Raw genomic sequence first — 20,433 nt, 5'->3', positions numbered from 1 at the left:
GACCGATGCGCCGATCAGCCGAAGCGGTACGGTGCGCGGAAGATCCCGGTATCGGTGATGATGGCGCTGACCAGCTCGGCTGGGGTAACGTCAAAGGCCGGGTTGTGGATCGCCGCCCCGACCGGGGCGATGCGGTGGCCAAAGGGCACCGCGACCTCATCGGGGGAGCGCTGCTCAATGACGATATCCGCCCCAGTGGCAGTGGCGGGATCGATGGTGGATGTCGGCGCTGCCACGTAGAACGGGATCCCGTGATGGCGCGCGAGGACCGCCACGCCGTAGGTCCCGATCTTGTTCGCCACGTCGCCATTCGCGGCGATCCGATCGGCGCCCACGATGCACAGGTCGATCATCCCACTCCGCATGATGCTCGCAGCCATGTTGTCGGAGATCACCGTCACCGGCACGCCAGCGCGGGCCAGTTCCCAGGCGGTCAAGCGACTTCCCTGGAGCAGGGGGCGCGTTTCATCGGCGAACACGGCGACGCGCTGGCCGCGGCCATGCGCTACATAGATGGGCGCGAGTGCGGTTCCCATGCCACCGGTCGCGAGGGCGCCGGCGTTGCAATGCGTGAGAATGCGCGAGCCGTCGCGGATCAGCGAACTCCCATGCTCCCCGATCGCCTGACACATCGCGCGATCCTCGTCGAGGATCCGGGTCGCCTCGTCCCGCAACACCGCCAGGACGGTGGCTCGGTCGGACTGTGCGTCGACTCGCGACATGACCCGGTCCACGGCCCATGCGAGGTTGACCGCGGTCGGCCGTGCGTCGCGGATGGCGATGGCCATACGCCCCAGTTCCTCGTGAAAGGTCGCCGCCGCTCCGCTGGCGGCGGTTGAAGCCACGACGGCGAGACCGATGGCACCGCACACCCCAATCGCCGGTGCACCCCGCACGCTCAGGGTCTGGATGGCCTCCACCACGTCGTCGAGGGTGCGAAGGTCACGTTCCTCGTAGTGCTCCGGCAGGCGGCGCTGGTCGATGATGCGGACCGCGTCGGCGGTCGGGTTCCAGCGGACAGCTTCAATGGGTGTGATCACGGTTCGTCAGGAGAGGCCAGGCGCGGCGGTGACGGGGGTCCGGCGACCGGGCGCTCGCCTAGATTACCGGATTCCACTCCAGCCGCGCTTCCGCATGTACACCAACTGCACGTTCACGGTCAACGATCGCGTCGCCACACTCACGATCAACCGGCCCGACAAGCTGAATGCCTTGAACGCCGCGACCATTGGCGAACTCGAGCAGGCGATCACGGAGGTTACCACCCGGGACGATATCGGCGGAATGATCGTCACGGGGGCGGGCAAGGCATTCATAGCTGGGGCCGACATCTCCGAGCTGGCCACGCAGACCCCCGTAGCCGCGAAGGGTCGCGCCCTCCGCGGCCAGCGCATCTTCGCGATGTTCGAGCGCTCCCGAAAGCCGGTGATCGCGGCCGTGAACGGGTTCGCACTCGGCGGTGGCTGCGAGTTGGCGATGTCCTGCCATTTTCGTCTGGCCTCGGAGTTCGCGAAATTCGGGCAGCCCGAGGTGAAGCTGGGGATATGTCCCGGGTACGGCGGCACCCAACGCCTCCCGCGCCTGGTCGGCAAGGGACGCGCGCTGCAGCTGCTTCTGACCGGCGACATGATCGATGCCGCCGAGGCGCTCCGGATCGGGCTGGTCAACCAGGTGCTACCCGCCGCTGACCTCCTGGCGCGGGCCGACGCACTGGTGCGCCAGATCATGGCGAACGGCCCGCTGGCCGTGGCGATGTGCATCGAGGCCGTGCAGTACGGGTACGACGCGCCACTCGACGAGGCGCTGAACCTGGAAGCGAACCACTTCGCGATCCTGTCGGGGACGCAGGACATGCGCGAAGGAACGGCGGCGTTCCTGGACAAGCGCGCGCCCGCCTTCACGGGTCGTTAGGCGCACATGGCGGAGGACGCGCCGACGGCCGGCGTTGCGGTGCGCCTACGGTCTCTGGCGTTGCGCAACGTCCGGAACATCGGCGCGGCCGACCTCACGTGGCCCGCCGCCGGTGCCGTCATCGTCGGTGCCAACGGCCACGGCAAGACGAACCTGCTGGAAGCGATCCACTACGCCCATGCGCTGCGGCCGCTCCGTGGGGGGCCGGACCGCGAGGTGGTTCAGTTCGATCAGGACACGTTTCACCTGGGCTACAGCGCGGAAGGGGCTCGCTGTCACACCTTGGGGATTGGCGCCGAACGTGGATCGCGGGCCAAACGTGTCGTGATGGATGGCGCTCCCGTCGCTCGACTGGCCGATGCCTTCGCGGCAATACCGTCCGTCGTGCTCTCACCGCGCGACGCCGAGCTGGTCCAGGGCGCCCCGCGGGAGCGACGGCACTTCCTCGACGCCCTCCTGGCAGCGACTTCACCGCGGTACCTGGAGGCCCTGCAGCGCTACCGGCACGCCCTGGCGCAACGGAGCGTGGTCCTGCGAGGACCATCGACCTCGAGCCAGGGAACCGAGGCCTCCGTGTGGGAAGGACCGCTTGCAACGGCGGGCGCGGTCCTGTGGGTCATGCGTCGCGACTGGACCTCGGCGTGGGCAAAGACCTTCACGCAGTACTGCGCGGAGATGGGAGAAACTGCCGCGGCCAACATGCGCCACCACACGGGGCAAGGCGACGCATTGGAGCACGAGGAGGCCAACCTGGTCGAGCACCTGCGGGGGAGCCTGGCGGCGGGCCGCGAAGACGACGTGCGACGCGGGATGACGCAGGTAGGTCCGCATCGGGATGACGTGCGCCTTCTGCACGGCGGGAGGTCGGTGCGCGCTTTTGCGAGTGCGGGGCAGCAGCGCACCATGGCGCTGGCCTTGCGACTCATCGCTTGGGAGACGTTGTGCGCGAGCCTGGCCCGGCGCCCGATCCTGCTCCTCGACGATCCATTCGCCGAGCTCGATCGCTCGCGTGTGGAGCGTATCCTGGCGATGTTGCGGCGCATGGAAGGTGTGCAGCGCATCCTGGTGGTCCCGCGTGCGGACGAGGTTCCACCCGACTTCACACCGCTGGAACGGTGGACGATTCGCGAAGGTGTGATTGATGGCGGACAGTAAGAAGCGTGGGGGTGACGCCGAGCGCCTGGGCGAGGCGCTGGCGACCTTTTTGCGCCGCAGCGGCCTGGGCGAACGCGTGCAGCAATCGGATGTTATTTCGCGCTGGTCCGAGCTGGTGGGTCCGGAACTCGCGGCCGCGACCCGAGCTGTTTCCATCTCGGAAGATGGGACCCTGTTCGCCGTGGCCAGGACTGCTGGTTGGCTGAACGAATTGACGTTCATGGAACGCGAGCTGCTGGAGAACCTGAACCGCGTGAGTGGGAGCAAACCACTGCGTCGGATTCGCTGGGCGATCATGCGCTAAAGCGTTATCGGCCAGACATTTAGGCCGCACGCCCCGTGGTTGCTTGCTCCGGAGTTTTCCACTAGCTTTCGCCCGTCAGTCCGTCCTTCGTTTCGGCGGATCTTCGGGGCGCATCTGTTCGCCCCATTTCCTTGTCCGGGCACACATGTCGAAGAACTACGACGCGCAGAATATCCAGGTCCTCAAGGGGCTCGAGGCGGTGCGGAAGCGGCCCGGGATGTACATCGGCTCCACGTCGTCACGCGGGCTGCACCATCTCGTGTACGAGGTGGTCGACAACTCGATCGATGAGGCGCTGGCCGGTCATTGCGACACGGTCGCGGTGACGATTCACGCGGATAACTCGATCACGGTTTCGGACAACGGTCGCGGGATTCCGGTGGACATCCACCCCACCGAGAAGTTGCCGGGGCTGGAAGTCGCGATGACGGTGCTCCACGCGGGCGGCAAGTTCGACAAGGACAGCTACAAGGTGTCGGGCGGCCTGCACGGCGTAGGCGTCTCGGTTGTGAATGCGCTGTCGGAGCAACTCAAGGTGTGGGTGAAGCGCGACGGGAAGGAGTACTACATGGACTTCGAGCGTGGGACGACCACGACGAAGCTCAAGGTGACCGGCAAGGTCGGGGCGAAGGAACGTGGGACGCGGGTCTACTTCAAGCCGGACCCGCAGATCTTCACCGAGCTCAACTACGACTACGCTACCCTTGCGAACCGCCTGCGTGAGCTGTCCTTCCTCAACAAGGGCGTCACCATCACGCTGCGGGACGAGCGGGACGACCCGGCCAAGGTGGAGACCTTCCACGCCAAGGGCGGCCTCAAGGAGATGGTGCAGCACCTCAACAGCAACAAGAAGCCGCTGCACACCGAGGTGCTCCATGTCGATACCGAGCGGGACGACATCGGGATCGAGGTGGCCATCCAGTACAACGACGGCTACAACGAGAACGTGTTCACCTTCGTGAACAACATCAACACACACGAGGGCGGGACCCACCTCACGGGCTTCAAGGCGGCGCTCACGCGGCGCATCAACGACTACGCGGCGAAAGGAGGCTTCCTCAAGAAGGCGGACTTTACCCTGAGCGGCGAGGACGTGCGCGAAGGGCTGACCGCGGTCCTGTCGATCAAGGTGCGCGAGCCGCAATTCGAGGGACAGACGAAGACCAAGCTGGGGAACTCCGAGGCCGAATCCGCGGTCAAGACGTTGGTCAACGACTGGCTCGGCACCTACCTGGATGAGCATCCGCGTGTCGCGAACATCATCGTCGAAAAGGCAGTGTCGGCCGCCCGCGCGCGGGAAGCCGCGCGCAAGGCGCGCGACCTGACGCGCAAGAAGTCGGCGCTCGACATCGGCACGTTGCCTGGCAAACTCGCCGACTGCTCCCTCAGCGACCCGGCCCTCTGTGAAGTCTTCCTCGTCGAGGGCGACTCCGCCGGCGGCTCGGCCAAACAGGGGCGCAATCGTGAGTTCCAGGCGATTCTTCCTCTCCGGGGGAAGATCATCAACGTCGAGAAGGCTCGCATCGACAAGGTCCTCTCCAACGAGGAAATCCGTACGATCATCACCGCGATCGGTAGCGGGATCAAGGACGAGTTCGATCTCGAGAAGACCCGGTACCACAAGATCATCATCATGACGGACGCCGACGTCGACGGCGCCCACATCCGCACGCTGCTGCTGACCTTCTTCTTCCGGCAGATGCCGCAGTTGATCGACGCGGGCTACATCTACATTGCGCAGCCGCCCCTGTATCGCGTCGCGAAGGGCAAGCAGGAGTTCTATGCCTACGACGAGAAGGAACGCGATGGCTACGTGGAGCGGCTCGCCGGCGGCGACAGCAGCAAGGCGAACATCCAGCGTTACAAGGGCCTCGGGGAGATGAACAAGGACCAGCTCTGGGACACCACGATGGACCCGGAACGACGCACGCTGTACCGAGTGGGTCTGGACGACGCCGTGCAGGCCGATCGGATCTTCCAGACCCTGATGGGCGACGAAGTCGAACCGCGCAAGCTGTTCATCGAGGCCAACGCGCGCTTCGTGACGCACCTCGACATCTAGCAGGGCGCGCACGTTGTCCGCGTCTCAAACGGCCGCCCACCGGGCGGCCGTTTGCCATTTGGTGGGCCGCACGGTATCGATCCATTCATCCTCGCTCCGGCCGCCCGCTTGACCGACCCCCACGACGTCCTGCGCAACCTGGCGTTGGTCCTGTGTGTGGCCGCGGTGACCACCGTCCTGTCGCGCCGGTTGCACCTGCCCGGGGTCTTTGGATACCTCCTGGCCGGGATGATTGTCGGCCCGCACACAGCGATCCCCCTCCTCGCCGAAGCGCGAACGGTGGAGGCTCTGGCCGAGGTCGGTGTGGTGCTGCTGATGTACGCCCTCGGCCTCGAGTTCCGCCTCGGCCACCTCATTCGCCTGGGAGCGAGTGCTGGTGTTGCGGCGGCGTCGGAGACCGGACTGATGTTCGGACTCGGATATGCGACGGGACGCATCCTCGGGTGGTCGCCCGCCGAATGCCTGTTCACCGGCGGCATCGTCGCCATCTCAAGTACCACCATCATCGCGCGCACCTTCGCCGACCAGGGCGTGCGTGGACCGCTGCGGGAGACGGTGTTCGGGCTCCTCATCGTCGAGGACGTGATTGCCATCCTCCTGATCGCATCGTTGTCGACGGTCGCGGGCGGAAGCACGGGCAATGGCAGCATCCTGCTCACCGGGGTGCGCCTGGTGACCTTCCTCATCACCCTCATTGCCGTCGGCCGGTGGGTACTGCCGCGCCTGTTCAGGATGATTCTGCGCCTCGGCAGTACGGAGACCACCGTCGTGGCCGCCGTGGGCGTGTCGTTCGCCGCGGCATTGCTTGCCCTGAACGCCGGCTACTCCGTGGCGCTCGGGGCGTTCATCTCGGGCTCGCTCGTCGCGGAGGGTGGCGAAGGTGAGGCGATTCGCGATCGCATCGAGCCGATCCGGGACCTGTTCGTCGCCCTATTCTTTGTCTCCGTCGGCATGCTGATCGACCCAGCCGCCGTCGTCACCGAGTGGAGAGCCATCGTGGCGTTGACGGTGGTGGTGGTCGCGGGCAAGACCGTGGCTGTGTCGTTCGCCTCGTTCCTCAGCGGCCGCCCGCTGAGGCGTGCGATCGAGACCGGAGTCAGCATGGCGCAAATCGGGGAATTCTCCGTCATCATCGCCGGTGTTGGCGTGGCTGGAGGGGCTCGGGCGTCGTTTTACCCAGTCGCTGTCACGGTGAGCGCGATCACGACCCTGCTCACGCCGCTGTTGATCCGACGCGCCGCGTCCATCGCCGGCTGGGTGGACGGTCGACTCCCGCGTCGTCTCCAGATGCTCGTCACGCTCTACGGCTCATGGTTCGACGCCCTGGCGCGCGGCGTGGCGACCGACCGCGCCTCGGTTCGCCGAGCCACACTGCTCCTGCTGGCCGATGTCGCGCTGCTCGCCGGCCTCGCGGTGGCGGCCGCGGCAGAAATGGGACGTTCGGCGCTTTGGCTCCAACGCTCCCTGGGCTGGAGCACCACGGCGTCGTATGCGGCCGTGGTCGTGGCCGCGCTCGCTGCGGCGGTGCCCCTGGTCGCGGGCCTCGTCCGCATGACGCACTTTCTCGCCACGCGCCTGGCGCGACGATCGCTCCCCCTTCCGACGCGTGGCCTCGACCGTGCCGAGGCCCCTCGTGCTGCGTTCGCCGCGGTGCTCCAGTACGCCATGTTGCTGGCCAGCGTAATCCCGGTCGTTCTGGTGCTCCAGCCGGTCGTTCCCGGCAAACCCCTGACCCTGGTGGTGATGGGGCTGACGGTGGGAGGCGCCATCGCCACATGGCGCAGCGCAACGACGCTGTACGGGCACGCGCGAGCCGGCGCCGAGGTCATCGTCATGACGCTGTTGCAGCATGACCGGGTGCGCGGCACCGACGCGGAACTCGGGGACACGATGGACACGGTCGCGAAGCTGCTCCCCGGCCTCGGCAACCCCGGTCCCGTGCGCCTCGAAGAGGGCGACTACGCCGTGGGGCGAAGCCTCGCCGAACTCCGGCTTCGTGGCTCCACTGGTGCCACCATCCTGGCCATCACGCGCGGCGACACGGAGCACGGCTCACAGGTCGAACCGTCCGGCGCGGTCCGCCTGCGTGCCGGTGACATCGTCGCACTCGCCGGCGCGGCGGACGCCGTCCTCACCGCCACCGAGATCCTGCGAACGGGCGCCCCGCCGGCGGAACCCGCTACGCCCGTGTAGTCACGAACGCCAAGCGCGGAGCCCCCCAGCGTCAGCCGTGTTCCTTGAGGTAGCCGAGGATCTGCCGCGCCATGGCGACATGGGCCCCGATCAGCGCGGCACAGATGACGGCCACCGACACCATGGTGACGAGCCGGTGCTCAAAGTCCAGGCCCGAGGTGGGGGTGGGCGACGCGATCCAATAGACGAGGCCGAACAGGGCGACAACCCCGGCGCAGACGCCATACGCGCCGAGGGCGGCGAGGCGACCGTGGGTCTTGATCGTGGGAGCGATCATGGCGGTGAGGACGGTCAGGGTGTGGAGACGGCAGACGGCAGACGGCAGACGGCAGACGGCAGACGGCAGACGGCAGACGGCAGACGGCAGACGGCAGACGGCAGACGGCAGACGGCGACCGAATGTCGTTGGGCTCGCTGGCGAGCGCAACACCCGATTCTCCGGGCGTCGGGCGCGGCATAGCTTCTGTCATCGCTTCCACCCGCCCTTCGATGCGCACCGTCCTGATCACGCCACTCGCCGTCGCCCTTCTTGCCCCGCCCCTTGGCGCGCAGCGTCCCGCGGGCCCTCCTGTCTCGCAGGCGCCAATCCTCGCCGAGTCGACCTTCGCCGGGCTCGCGTACCGCAACATCGGCCCGGCCAACATGTCGGGACGCATTGCCGACGTCGAAGGAGTCCCGGGCGACCCGGCGATTATCTACGTGGGCTCCGCGTCGGGGGGCGTGTGGAAGTCGGTGAACGCGGGCACGACGTTCACGCCGATCTTCGACAAGCAGCCGGTCCTATCCATTGGCGACCTCGCGTTGGACCCGACGAATCCGGACGTGATCTACGTCGGCACCGGGGAATCCAACGTCCGGAACTCCGTTTCATTTGGCAACGGGGTCTACAAGTCGACAGATGGCGGGCGCACCTGGCGGCACCTGGGGCTCGCGGACACCCGGCACATTGCACGCATCGTCATCAACCCCCTGAATCCCAACAAGGTCTACGTCGCGGCGATCGGACACGCCTTTGGCCCGAACGAGGAGCGTGGGGTCTTCATGAGCGAGGACGCCGGCGAGACTTGGAAGAAGGTGCTCTATCTGGACAATGTGCACGGTGCCGCCGACCTCGACATCGACCCGCGCAATCCCAACCTGCTGTATGCATCGATGTGGTACTTCGACCGCAAGCAGTGGACGCACAAGTCCGGGGACGAGAAGGGAGGCATCTTCCGCTCCACCGACGGCGGAAAAACCTGGACAAAGGCCACGAAGGGACTTCCGAAGCTGATGGGCCGCATCGGCGTCAAGGTCGCCCCCTCGTCGCCGAACATCGTCTACGCGGTCGCCGAGACCCGGGAAGGATACGTCTTCAAGTCCACGGACCACGGGGAGAGCTGGACGAAGACCAGTGACAACGCGCATGCACTCGGCCGCGGCTTCTACTACGCCGACCTCCGCGTCGACCCGGCGAACGAGAACCGGGTGTTCACGTTAGGCATGGCCTACATGGTGTCCCAGGACGGCGGCCTCACCTTCAACGGAATGACCGGGAACTTCCACGGTGACCACCAGACCATGTGGGTCGACCCGCGGAACCCCAAGCGGATGTTCATGGGCGACGACGGCGGGCTGAATGTCAGCCGCGACGCCGGGAAGACCTGGGAGTGGTTTGCCAACATCCCGGTCGGCCAGTTCTACCAGCTCTCCTACGACATGCGGGAGCCGTTCTTCCATGTGGCCGGCGGGCTCCAGGACAACGGCGTCTGGACCGGACCGACGCGGACCCGCGGGAGCGCGATCTGGGAGAGTGACTGGCGCTTCATACAGAATGGCGACGGCTACTACGCGGTCTCGCACCCGGACGACCCGGATTCCTTCCTCTCCGACTACCAGGCGGGCGGGATCCAGGCGACGAACCTCCGCACCTACGAACAACGCGAGGCCAGTCCACAGGTGGAGCGCATGGACGGTTATCCGGCCGACTCCAACACCGTGCGCTTCAACTGGAACGCACCGATCGTGCAATCGCCGCACGACAAGCGCGTCGTCTACTTCGCCGGCAACCTGGTGTACCGCTCCAGCGATTGGGGAAAGACCTGGACCGCGATCTCCGGCGACCTGTCGAAGAACGACAAGTCCCGACAGGGCGATGCCGGCGGCCCGATCCTCAAGGAGAACACCGTGGCGGAGTACTATGGCACGATCTTCTCCTTCGCCGAATCGCCCGTGCAGCGCGGGGTGCTGTGGGCTGGCACGGACGACGGCAACGTCCAGGTGACGCGCGACGAGGGAAAGAGCTGGACGAATGTCGCCGGGAATATCCCCGGCCTTGGTGGGGACGCCGTCGTCGCCGGGCTGGAGCCGTCGCGCACGGCGGCTGGCACGGCGTACGCGGCGTTTGAGCGTCGCATGATGGACGACTTCCGTCCCTACGTCTACAAGACCACCGACTTCGGCCGCACGTGGACCAATATCACCGGCAACCTCCCGCCGACCGCGTACCTGCAGGTGGTCCGCGAAGACCCGAAGAACCCCAACCTCATTTATGCAGGCACCGAGCTGGGGTTGTACGTCTCGTGGAGCGGCGGCAACGACTGGACGCGACTCCACCTGGGCAACCTTCCGTCCGTCGCGGTGCACGAGGTCCTCGTGCATCCACGCGACAACGACCTCGTCCTCGCGACGCACGGACGTGCGCTGTGGGTGCTCGACGACGCGACGGCGGTCCAACAGATGACCCCCGCCGTGGCCGCCAGGGGATCGCACCTCTTCCCGATGCGCGTGGCGACTCGTTACAACGTGGGAGAGCAGAAGTGGAACTGGGGCAATCACCAGTACCGTGGCGCGAATGCCCCCTACGGGGCGGCGATCACCTATTGGCTCAAGGAGAAGCCCGCCGATTCACTCGTGAAGCTCGAGGTGCTGCAGAACGGCACGGTCGTGCGCACCTTGAAGCGCCCGTCCGTCGCGGCGGGGTTCAACCGGGTGCAGTGGGACCTGCGCATGGACGCACCGAAGGTATTGAGCGACATGCCTCAAGACTCCGCGGAAGCGGGTGACTGGCGCGCACGGCCGATGGGTCCCCAGGTGCTCCCGGGGCAGTACGCGGTGCGCTTGACCGTCGGCCGCGACGTCCAGGAGCAGCCGTTGACCGTCCGCATCGACCCCACCAGCCCCGTGACGCTGGCACAGCTGCAGGCGCAGTTCGACCAGGCGCAGCGCATCAACACGGTGATTGCCAGCCTGGTCGACACGGAGCGCCATCTTGCGGCGTACAAGGGCCAGGTCGACGAGCGACGCGCGACGGGTCGCGAGATGCGCGGCGACGCGGCCAATGACCTGGTGAAGGCGGCCGTCGAGGAAATGGTCAAACTCGACTCGGCCCGGCTCCAGCTCACACGTCCGCGCAGCGACAACGTGCCCTTCTATTCCGAGGGGCCACGCCCGATTGAACGTGCCCTGAGCCTGATGGGGTCGGTGGACAATGGCCTCCTCGAGCCGCTGGCCACGCAACGAGAGTATTTGGGGGACGTCCGGCGTGACGCGCAAACGGTGATCGACATGGTCGAGCGGCAGGTTGACGCGACGGCTCGCCGTATGAACCCGCTGCTGCAAGCCCTCGGATTGCCGGCCCTGGTGCCACCCCCGAAGAAACAGGCGGCGATGTAGGCCTGACGGGCCGAAGCGCGCGCCTAACGTCGCGTGCGCTTCGCCGTGTCTTTCGCCCGGGCCGCCCTCAGGCGGTCCTTGACGACCATCGCCACGAGCCCCCTCGGGATGGGGTCGTCCAGTGCGAACCGGAGCGTCCCCCGCCCCGACGTGCCATAGGGGCGCAAGGCTTCGGCATGCGCCTGCTCAAACTCGCGGCTGATCGGGTACATGCTGACATGCTCCTTGAACGCCGCGTAGTACACCAGCGGGCGCCCGAGCACGCGGACCCCCGGAATGCCGTACCCGAATCCCGGCTCAGCACCCGGCGCGGCCGCGTGAATCGCGGCGCCGAGTTCCTTGAGGCGCTTGCGGTGGCGCGGCGAGAGGGAGGCCATATATGCCCTGATCCTGGCGGCGGCGGTGCGCGTGTCGTCTGACGAAACCATGAGAACTTCCAGCAGGCGGGGTGGAAATAGGCACCGGGTCGCGCGCTCCCGTCCAGTCGTCCTGCCCTCGCGACGAGCCTACCCCAGCGTTATCGTCCCGCCCGCCGTAGGCATCCCGAAGGACCCACGGAACACCCCCACGCCCATGTCCAGACCCTCTCGCAGGATCGCGGCGCTCGTTGCCGCGCAGGCCGTCGTCGCTAGCGCGCTCGTCGCGCAAGGCAACGTGGCCGTCGCCACGGAGTTCGAGAAACTCCACTTCCGCTCCATCGGCCCCGCAACCATGTCAGGCCGGGTCGCCGACCTGGCCGTGTACGAGGCCAATCCTGCCATCTACTACGTGGGCACCGCCCATGGTGGTGTATGGAAGACCACGAGCAACGGCACGATGTTCACGCCGCTGTTCCAGGATCAGGGATTGATCTCGATTGGCGACGTCGCCGTCTCGCAGACCAACCCGGACCTGGTGTGGGTGGGCACGGGAGAGTCCAACAACCGGCAGAGCACCTCGTGGGGCGCCGGGGTCTACAAGTCAACAGATGGCGGCAAGACGTTCGCGCTGATGGGACTGCCCTCCTCGCGGACCATCAACCGCATCGTGATCCACCCGAACAACAACGACGTCGTCCTCGTGGCAGCCACGGGTCCGCTGTTCGGCTCCGGTGGGGAACGCGGCGTGTTCAAGACGACGGACGGCGGCAGGACCTGGAAGCAGGTCATCAAGGTGGATGACGAGACCGGGGCGAACGACCTGGTCTACTCGCTCAGCGACCCCAACGTGATGTATGCCTCGACCTACCAGCGCCGGCGCACCACCTGCTGCATGAACGGCGGCGGCCCGGGGAGCGGGCTGTGGCGCTCGACCGACGGCGGCGATACGTGGACGCGGCTCAGCGGCAACGGCCTGCCGGCCGGCCCGCTCGGCCGAATCGCCGTCGACGTCTACCGGCAGAGTTCGCACATCGTGTATGCCATGATTGAAGGGCCGTCCGGTGCCGGCTTTGGCCCGGGCGCCGGGGCCGGCGGCGGCGGAGCTGGCGGCCAGGGCGGTCCGGGGATGCAGCAAGGCCAGAACCGGGCAACGCAGATCGCCACCACCGGCGTCTACCGATCCGATGACGGTGGCCAGAGCTGGAAGCGCACGTCCGGGATCAACCCACGGCCGATGTATTTCAGCCAGGTGCGCATCGATCCCATGAACCCGGATCGCGTGTACCTGGGTGGCGTGGGGATGCACTTCTCGGTCGACGGCGGCAAGTCCTTTGAACAGGACGCCGCGCTGGTCATCCACGACGACGTCCACGCCATCTGGATCGACCCGCGGAATACGGATCACGTGCTCATCGGGAATGACGGCGGCCTCGCGGTCACGTACGACCTGAACAAGAGCTGGACCTTCATCCCCAACCTTCCGGTCGGGCTGTTCTACCATGTGGGGTATGACATGGAGACGCCGTTTAATATCTGCGGCGGGATGCAGGACAACTACAACTGGTGCGGGCCGAGCCGCTCGCGCTTCAGCCGCGGTATCCAGAACTACGACTGGTTTCAGATCCAGGGGGGAGACGGCTTCGTGGCCATTCCGGACCTCCGCGACTCGCGCATCGTCTACACCGAGTCGCAGGATGGCAACATCATCCGGCGCAACAAGGTGACGGGCGAATCGCGACAGATCCGCCCCAATGCGCAGAACGTGGTGAATCACGTCGCCGGTGAGGCGTATCGGTTCCACTGGGATACACCGCTGATGCTCTCGCCTAACGATCCTGGCATTCTGCTGGCCGCCGCCAACCGCGTCTTTTTGTCGAGGGACCGCGGCGACTCGTGGACGGCCATCAGTCCGGACCTCACCAAGAACGAGCCGCGGGATTCCGTCGTCCTCATGGGCGTGAAAATCGCCCAGGCGAACATCGCCAAGAACGACGGCATCTCCCAGTGGCCAACGATCGTCGCGCTGGCCGAATCGCCGAAGCAGGCCGGGCTCTACTACGCCGGAACCGATGACGGCACCGTCCAGATGTCGCGCGACGGGGGAAAGAGCTGGCAGAACATCACGTCGCGACTCCCCGGATTCCCCCGCGGGTACTCCTTTGTCTCACGCGTGGCACCGTCGCGGTTCGATGCCGGCACCGTCTACATCACGGTGGACAACCACCGCGAGAACGACAACGAACCCTACATCTGGAAGAGCACCGACTTCGGCGGCACCTTCACCCGCATCGACAACGGACTCAAGGGTGAGAACGCCCGCACCATCACGGAAGACACACGCAACCCCGACGTGCTGTACCTCGGCACCGAGACCGGCATCATGGTCTCGCTCGATCGCGGTGGCTCGTGGCGCCGTCTCAAGGGGAACTTCCCGACCGTCCGCGTCGATGAACTGACGATCCACCCGCGGGACAACGCGCTCCTCGTTGCCTCGCATGGGCGCGCCCTCTGGGTCCTCGACGACCTCTCGCCGATCCAGGAATACAAGACGGCGACGATGGCCGATGCGAAACTCTTCACCCCGGCCCCGTCGCTCCAGTGGAAGGGCAAGGACGACCGGAACGATGAGTTCTGGGGCCACCAGTTCTTCAGTGGCGAGAATCCGCCGAACGAGACCGTCGTCCAGTTCCACCTGAAGGCGCCGCTGACCAACCCGATGTTGCGGGTGTCGGACTCGCGCGGCGCCATGATCCGCGAGGTCCCGATCCCGGCCAACCGGAACATCGCCGGCATTGGTGCCGTCTGCTGGGACCAACGGGTGTCGCCGATCCAACCGCTCACGGGCCCGGGGGCAGGCGGACCTGGGGGTGGTGGTGGTGGCGGTGGTGGCCTCGGGCAAGGTGGTGGTGCACGACCGATTCCCGGCCTGCCTGTTGGGCTCCCCGAGGTGGGATACAAGCCGGAAAACCCGTGTGCGGCACCGGGCGGTGGTGGGCCGGGCGGCGGCGGCTTCGGTGGCTTTGGCGGCGGCAACCAGGGCCCGATGGTCGCACCGGGGAGCTACACGGTGGCGCTGGTCTCGGATGGCAAGGTGCTGGACACGAAGCCGCTCACCCTCGTGATGGATCCCATGGTCCAACTCGCTGGTGCCGAACGCGCGCGCTACGACGCCTTGTTGATGGAGTTGCACGACGCGCAGAAGCGCGGGACCGATGCCGCACGACCGCTGGCGGCGCTGTTCCGTGATATCTCGGGCGTGGCCGCCAAGGTGGACTCCAGCGCCGCACCGTCCAACGTGAAGGCTGACTTCGCCGCCTTCCGCAAGGACTTCGACGCCCTGCGCGGGAAGTTTGGGATCGGGGCGCCTCAGGCCGGCGGCTTTGGTGGTGGAGGCGGCGGTGCGGCGGCCCAGGCCGCGGCGGCCGCGAACGTCCTCGGTCGCGTGGGCACCGTCAAGGGCGCGATCATGGGGATCTGGGAAGCGCCGAGTGCGGCGTCCGTCGCGCAGGCGAACAGCGCGCGTGCGGCGTTGACGGCGGTGATCGGCGAGGCCACCGCGTTCACGGCGCGCGCACGCGCAATGAGCCAGACGCTGCAGCCATTTGGTGTGACGATGACCGTTCCCTGACCTCGCGTCCGGGACACGAGAAAGGGACGGCCGCCCCAGGGCGCCGTCCCTTTCTTCGTTTCGAGGGGTGTCCCCGCTGCTATTGGCGCATGGACTTTCGCCAGGCATCGTACCGCAGACGCAGGGTCCGCACCGGGCTCGGGTCCTCCTGCGGGGTCGTGTTTTCGTCCGTCACGTTGAGGTAGACGGCATACTTTCCGTCATTGAAGGACGCGCCTGAGACGTCGCTGGAATCCGCAGCGAGCAGGTAGGCCACATGCGCCGTGCGCGTCACGCACGGGAGCGCTGTTTGCGGCCGCGGTGTCGTGGCACAGGTGCAGCGGCTGTCGCCCCCAGCCGCCTCGGCGGCATCCATCGCGGCCATCACGCGATCCTCAAGGGAACCCTGGGCGGTCTCGAACGCCCGGACGGCACCCTGCACCACGGCATTGGATGCCAGGATGTTTCCCTGGATCGCGTAGTAGACCTCGGTGCCCATCACCTGCCCTTGCACGCTCGATGACGCCTTGCCGTTGCGCGCGCCGGAAAAACCCGCAAACCGGCCCTGCATATCGACCATCCCGAACTGTCGCGACTGAATGGAACTGTCCGCCATCAGCTGCTTCAGAATCTCCGACGGATGCGTCCCCTTCTTGATCTCGTTGTAGACGAGCATCTGGTTGGAGCGCGTGCGGTCTACGCCGGCCTGCGCCGCCGCGATCCCGACGCCGGGCACCACAATCGCCTGGATGTCCATCAACCCCTGCGACGGGAAACCGGCGAATCGCCCTTGGGGCACACAGGTGGCCGCACCGATGACGACGCGTTTGGTCGCCCGGTCCAGGGCAACGACCGACCAGGTGGCGTGCGCCACCGAGGGCACGGCGGCCAGCGCCAGTACCACACTCACACCGCGAAGCTTCATGTCCCAAATCCTCCTCGATACACAGGGTATTCTGCCGTCCGCACCCACGGCTCGGCCTCATAGACCGCGATTCCATCCTTGGTTACGCGGTGCGACACCAACGGCAGCGGGGGATCTGCCTCATCAGCGATGGTGATCCCTTCGGAGAGGGCGGCCATCCCCGCTGCGAGCCCCGCCTCGTCCCGCGCAAAGATCGTGGCCATTGGCTCGCCCACCTTCACCACATCCCCCGGCCTCGTGCGAATAACGAAGCCGACCGAGGGGTCCACGGTGTCCTCCATCCGGCGGCGGCCACCGCCTAACGCGGTCACGCCGCGACCAATCGCGCGCGGTTCCACGCGCGCCACCACCCCCTGGCGCGGCGCCGCATAGAACTCGACGACCTTCGCCTGCGGCAACCGTGACGGGTCGTCGACCACCGTGGCGTCCCCGCCCTGAGCGGAGATGATGCGGGCCAGCTGCTCGGCACCCTTCCCCGACGAGACGCACACCTCCATCCGGCGACGTGCCTCGTCGATCGACCGGGCAATGCCGCCGAGCACCAGCATCTCGGCGCCAAGCGTGTAGGTCACCTCCATCACGTCCGGCGGGCCTTCACCATGCAGGCACTGGATCGCCTCCTCTACCTCCAGCGCATTGCCGCACGCCCTGCCTAACGGGCGATCCATCGCAGTCATCAGGGCCACGACCGGCACCCCCGCCGCTGCGCCAAGCGCGATCATCAGCTCGGCAAGCTCGACCCCGCGCTCGAACTGCGGAAGGAACGCGCCCGACCCCCGCTTGATGTCGAGGACGAGCCCGGTCAGCCCCTCCGCCAGCTTCTTGCTCATGATGGAGGCCGCAATCAGCGGGATCGACTCCACCGTGCTCGTCGCGTCGCGCAATGCATAGAGCCGCTTGTCCACCGGGGCGATCTCGCCGGTCTGGCCCAGCATCGCGCACCCGAGGGTCTCCACTTGGCGACGAGCCTCGTCGAGGGTGAGCGCGGTACGGAACCCGGGGATCGACTCCAGCTTGTCGAGGGTGCCGCCCGTATGACCCAACCCACGCCCGGACATCATGGGCACCGCGACGCCGAGCGCCGACACGATCGGTGCCAGCAGCAGGGACACCTTGTCCCCCACCCCGCCGGTCGAGTGTTTGTCGATGCACCGTCGCCCCAGCCCACCGAAGTCGAGAGTCGCGCCGCTCCCCAACATCGCCCGCATGAGCGCCGACGTCTCCTCCCGGTCCATTCCTCGGAAGTAGATCGCCATCAACAGCGCTGCCATCTGGTAATCCGGAATCGAGCCTGCGCCGTAGCTCCGGGTAATGGCCTCCCACTCACCCGTGGAGAGGCGGTCGCCGTCGCGTTTCCGTTCGATCAGCCGCGGAACAAGCATTCAAGGAACCAGCGGGCTATTTTGATGTACCCCCACATGCCACCCGGTTCGCGTCGCCTGCTCCCGCCGCGGCCATTCACTCATGGGGACTACCTGCATGTCGATGCTCCGTTCGATTCGTGGTGCGTGTGCTGTCGCGATTCTCGCACCTTTGGCGGCTTTTGGCCAGAGTGCCGCCGAACACGTCGCCGCCGGCGACCGTGAGTATGCCGCCCTCCGCGCGACAGCGGCGTACGAGCGCTACCAAGCCGCCATCGCGGCCGATTCCACCCACGCCGAGGCCCTCGGCAAGGCTTCGCGTTCAGCCATCGACCTGGGGGAGTCCGAGCCGGACGGCACGAAGCGCAAGGCTCTGTATCGCAGCGGTGAGCAATACGCGCGACGGGCGGTCGCGGCGAACCCGAGTGATGCCGAGAATCACTTTCACCTGGCCCGCGCCCTTGGGCGCACGGCGCTCAGCGTCGGCGTCCGCGATCGCGTGAAGTACGGGAGTGAAATCCGCGGCGTCGGCCTCGAGGCACTCAAGCTCGACCCCAACCACGCGGGGGCCCTCCATGTCCTCGGCGTCTGGAATGCCGAGATCATGCGCCTCAATGGCGTCGAGCGCTTCTTCGCCAAGAACATGCTCGGCGGAAAGATCTTCTCGGAAGCCAACTGGAAGGACGCCATTGCCTACATGGAGAAGGCAGTCCAGGTCGACCCCGCACGCCTCACGCACAAGCTGGACCTTGGCAAGATCTACCTGGACACCAAGGACCAGGTGAAGGCCAGGCAGATGCTCGAGGCCGTGGTCAACGGCGCACAGACCGACGTCAACGACCCCGCCTATAAGAAAGAGGCCGCGGAGTTGCTCAAGAAACTCAAGTGACCCCCGCCCAGCGGGCGGCGGAACTGCGCGCCATCCTCGACCGGGCCGCGTACGAGTACTACATCCTCGACCGCCCAGCGCTGAGTGATGCGGAGTACGACCGCCTCTTTCGCGAACTGCAGGCGATCGAGCGCGAGCACCCCGCCCTCCAGACCGCGGACTCTCCCACGCGACGCGTGGGGAGCCCCGCGGTCTCCGCGCTCCCCAAGCACACGCACCTCACGCCGATGCTCTCGCTCGGCAACGCGTTCTCCGATGAGGAAGTGCAGGAGTGGGAGGCACGTATCGTACGCATTGCGGGCGAGGAGGTTCGTCGCGCCGGCTATTCCGCGGAACTCAAAATCGATGGCGCTGCGGTTTCGTTACGCTACGACGACGGGGTGCTCATCGTCGGGGCGACGCGAGGCAACGGGGTAACGGGCGAGGATGTCACGGCCAACCTGCGCACCGTGCGCGACGTCCCCCTGCGGTTGCGCGGGTCCCCGCCACCCCGCGTCGAGATCCGCGGGGAGATCTACTATCCGTTCGACCTCTTCGAGCGCATGAACGAGGAGCGGGTGCGCGCGGGCGAGCCGGTCTTCGCCAACCCCCGCAACGCCGCGGCGGGGGCCCTGCGCCAGCTCGACCCGAGCATCACGGCCACACGCCCGCTCCGCTTCTTTGGTTACACCGTCGTGCCCGCGCCCGAGGAGCGGCTCCTCCTCCGCACCCAGGGTGAGGTGCTCGCCGCGCTCCGCGAGTGGGGAGTCCCCGTCGCCCCGCATCACAAGCATTGCGCTTCCCTCGCCGATGTCGCGGCTTGGAGCCATCGCATCGAGCACGACGTGCGCGCCACCCTCAACTTCGCGATCGATGGCGTCGTCGTGAAGGTGGACGACCTGGCGCTGCAAGATGACCTCGGCGTGGTCGGCGGACGCGACCCGCGCTGGGCCATCGCTCGCAAGTTCGCACCAGACATTGCGGTCACCAGGCTCCTCGACATCCGCGTCAACGTGGGACGGACCGGAGCGCTCAATCCCTACGCGGTCCTCGAACCGGTGGAAATCGGCGGCACCACGGTCACCTACGCGACGCTGCACAACGAAGACCTCGTGAGGGCCAAGGACCTGCGCATTGGCGACATGGTCCAGGTGAAGCGCGCCGGCGAGGTGATCCCGCAGGTCATCGGCCCTGTGCCGGAACAACGGACTGGTGCCGAGCGGGAGTGGCGCATGCCGGCGACCTGCCCTGCCTGCGGGACGGCGGTCGTCCGGGACGAGGCCGAGGTCGCCTGGTATTGCCCGAACGTGGCCTGCGAAGGGCGTCGCCTCGAGGGCCTGGTGCATTTCACCTCGCGCGCCGCCATGGACATCCGCGGGCTCTCCGATGCACGGATGGAGCAGCTGGTGGCGGCCGGATTCGTCCGGGACGTCGCCGACCTGTACACCATCACGGTGGACCAGCTCCTGACCCTCGAGCGCTTCGCCGATCGAAGTGCCGAGCAGTTGGTAGAAGCGATCGCGGCCAGCAGGGCGCAGCCGCTCTCCCGCCTGCTGTTCGGACTCGGCATTCGGCATGTCGGCGCGGGGGCCGCCGAACTCCTTGCCAGGCACTTTGGCGACATGGATCACCTGATGCGGGCCACGGCGGAGGAAATCGCCGCCGTTCATGGAATCGGGGAGACGATTGCGCAGTCCGTGATCTCCTGGTTCGCGGCTCCCGGGGCCCGCAGCCTTGTGGAGCAGCTCCGGGAAAGCGGGTTGAACCTCGCTGAGCCCCAGGCCGCGGCCGCCTCCGGTGCCCTCAAGGGGCAGACGGTCGTCATCACCGGGACCCTTCCGACCCTCAGCCGGCAGGAGGCGGGTATTCGCCTCGAGGCCGCCGGCGCCAGGGTGACGGACAGTGTCTCCAAGAAGACCAGCTTCCTCGTGGCCGGTGAAGCGGCCGGGAGCAAGCTGGACAAGGCACGGGCACTCGGCGTCGAGGTCATCGATGAGGCCGAACTGCTCCGACGACTGGAACTCCCTGCGTGAG

14 protein-coding genes are annotated in these 20,433 nt (G+C 66.9%); 9 read left to right on the top strand and 5 right to left on the bottom strand.

The genetic code is table 11. The annotated features are described in order from the left end of the window. Positions 1–14: 14 nt before the first annotated feature. Entirely contained in the window at positions 15–1,040 is a 1,026-nt protein-coding gene (gene mtnA / locus IPK85_26330) for an S-methyl-5-thioribose-1-phosphate isomerase (GenBank protein ID MBK8250885.1), read from the bottom strand. 94 nt (positions 1,041–1,134) lie between these two features. On the opposite strand from mtnA, the gene IPK85_26325 reads away from it, so the two are divergent. The 5 genes from IPK85_26325 (at position 1,135) to IPK85_26305 (ending at position 7,625) form a co-directional block, all read left to right on the top strand. Further along, entirely contained in the window at positions 1,135–1,911 is a 777-nt protein-coding gene (locus IPK85_26325; protein MBK8250884.1) for an enoyl-CoA hydratase/isomerase family protein, read from the top strand. Positions 1,912–1,917: 6 nt separating this feature from the next. Then, a complete protein-coding gene (gene recF, locus IPK85_26320; protein MBK8250883.1) occupies positions 1,918–3,066 on the top strand; it encodes a DNA replication and repair protein RecF in 1,149 nt (382 codons plus the stop codon). Further along, positions 3,053–3,370, top strand: coding sequence for a DUF721 domain-containing protein (locus IPK85_26315; GenBank protein ID MBK8250882.1), 318 nt, complete (start codon positions 3,053–3,055; stop codon positions 3,368–3,370). The genes recF and IPK85_26315 overlap by 14 nt, the downstream gene beginning before the upstream one ends. A gap of 145 nt (positions 3,371–3,515) precedes the next feature. Next, positions 3,516–5,432, top strand: coding sequence for a DNA topoisomerase (ATP-hydrolyzing) subunit B (gene gyrB / locus IPK85_26310; GenBank protein MBK8250881.1), 1,917 nt, complete (start codon positions 3,516–3,518; stop codon positions 5,430–5,432). Positions 5,433–5,540: 108 nt separating this feature from the next. Further along, positions 5,541–7,625: a cation:proton antiporter gene (locus IPK85_26305; GenBank protein ID MBK8250880.1), complete on the top strand. Its 2,085-nt coding sequence runs from the start codon at positions 5,541–5,543 to the stop codon at positions 7,623–7,625. A 31-nt stretch (positions 7,626–7,656) separates the two neighbouring features. Here the strand turns inward: IPK85_26305 and IPK85_26300 are convergent, their stop codons facing one another. Continuing rightward, entirely contained in the window at positions 7,657–7,902 is a 246-nt protein-coding gene (locus IPK85_26300; protein ID MBK8250879.1) for a hypothetical protein, read from the bottom strand. Positions 7,903–8,114: 212 nt separating this feature from the next. On the opposite strand from IPK85_26300, the gene IPK85_26295 reads away from it, so the two are divergent. Beyond that, positions 8,115–11,279: a hypothetical protein gene (locus tag IPK85_26295; protein MBK8250878.1), complete on the top strand. Its 3,165-nt coding sequence runs from the start codon at positions 8,115–8,117 to the stop codon at positions 11,277–11,279. Positions 11,280–11,302: 23 nt separating this feature from the next. Here IPK85_26295 and IPK85_26290 read toward each other — a convergent pair whose 3' ends face one another. Then, on the bottom strand, positions 11,303–11,707 hold the full coding sequence (locus IPK85_26290) for a DUF1801 domain-containing protein (protein ID MBK8250877.1): 405 nt from the start codon (positions 11,705–11,707) through the stop codon (positions 11,303–11,305). Between the two features lie 145 nt (positions 11,708–11,852). Between IPK85_26290 and IPK85_26285 the strand changes: the two genes are divergently transcribed. Beyond that, positions 11,853–15,266 carry a hypothetical protein gene (locus IPK85_26285; GenBank protein ID MBK8250876.1) on the top strand — a complete coding sequence of 1,138 codons (3,414 nt, stop codon included), beginning with the start codon at positions 11,853–11,855 and terminating at the stop codon, positions 15,264–15,266. A gap of 79 nt (positions 15,267–15,345) precedes the next feature. Here IPK85_26285 and IPK85_26280 read toward each other — a convergent pair whose 3' ends face one another. Both IPK85_26280 and IPK85_26275 read right to left on the bottom strand, forming a co-directional pair. Beyond that, complete coding sequence (locus tag IPK85_26280) at positions 15,346–16,170, bottom strand: DUF1028 domain-containing protein (protein MBK8250875.1); 825 nt, start codon at positions 16,168–16,170, stop codon at positions 15,346–15,348. Continuing rightward, complete coding sequence (locus IPK85_26275; protein MBK8250874.1) at positions 16,167–17,552, bottom strand: thymidine phosphorylase; 1,386 nt, start codon at positions 17,550–17,552, stop codon at positions 16,167–16,169. Before IPK85_26275 ends, IPK85_26280 begins: the two co-directional genes overlap by 4 nt. Positions 17,553–17,649: 97 nt before the next feature. On the opposite strand from IPK85_26275, the gene IPK85_26270 reads away from it, so the two are divergent. After that, positions 17,650–18,420, top strand: coding sequence for a hypothetical protein (locus IPK85_26270; GenBank protein MBK8250873.1), 771 nt, complete (start codon positions 17,650–17,652; stop codon positions 18,418–18,420). Then, positions 18,417–20,432 carry an NAD-dependent DNA ligase LigA gene (gene ligA, locus IPK85_26265; GenBank protein MBK8250872.1) on the top strand — a complete coding sequence of 672 codons (2,016 nt, stop codon included), beginning with the start codon at positions 18,417–18,419 and terminating at the stop codon, positions 20,430–20,432. Before IPK85_26270 ends, ligA begins: the two co-directional genes overlap by 4 nt. The last annotated feature ends 1 nt before the right edge of the window (position 20,433 follow it).

This window comes from Gemmatimonadota bacterium (assembly GCA_016712265.1).
In the GTDB taxonomy this organism is placed as follows: domain Bacteria; phylum Gemmatimonadota; class Gemmatimonadetes; order Gemmatimonadales; family Gemmatimonadaceae; genus RBC101.
Note: the sequence above shows the minus strand (reverse complement) of the source record. Positions and strands in the feature narration are given on the sequence as shown.

Bases quoted from the DNA above. Each gene is read 5' to 3' on its own strand.
- IPK85_26315 (MBK8250882.1), top strand. From the start codon at position 3,053: ATGGCGGACAGTAAGAAGCGTGGGGGTGACGCCGAGCGCCTGGGCGAG.
- IPK85_26295 (MBK8250878.1), top strand. From the start codon at position 8,115: ATGCGCACCGTCCTGATCACGCCACTCGCCGTCGCCCTTCTTGCCCCG.
- recF (MBK8250883.1), top strand. From the start codon at position 1,918: ATGGCGGAGGACGCGCCGACGGCCGGCGTTGCGGTGCGCCTACGGTCT.
- IPK85_26275 (MBK8250874.1), bottom strand. From the start codon at position 17,552: ATGCTTGTTCCGCGGCTGATCGAACGGAAACGCGACGGCGACCGCCTC.
- IPK85_26300 (MBK8250879.1), bottom strand. From the start codon at position 7,902: ATGATCGCTCCCACGATCAAGACCCACGGTCGCCTCGCCGCCCTCGGC.
- IPK85_26280 (MBK8250875.1), bottom strand. From the start codon at position 16,170: ATGAAGCTTCGCGGTGTGAGTGTGGTACTGGCGCTGGCCGCCGTGCCC.
- IPK85_26285 (MBK8250876.1), top strand. From the start codon at position 11,853: ATGTCCAGACCCTCTCGCAGGATCGCGGCGCTCGTTGCCGCGCAGGCC.
- IPK85_26290 (MBK8250877.1), bottom strand. From the start codon at position 11,707: ATGGTTTCGTCAGACGACACGCGCACCGCCGCCGCCAGGATCAGGGCA.
- gyrB (MBK8250881.1), top strand. From the start codon at position 3,516: ATGTCGAAGAACTACGACGCGCAGAATATCCAGGTCCTCAAGGGGCTC.
- IPK85_26325 (MBK8250884.1), top strand. From the start codon at position 1,135: ATGTACACCAACTGCACGTTCACGGTCAACGATCGCGTCGCCACACTC.
- IPK85_26270 (MBK8250873.1), top strand. From the start codon at position 17,650: ATGTCGATGCTCCGTTCGATTCGTGGTGCGTGTGCTGTCGCGATTCTC.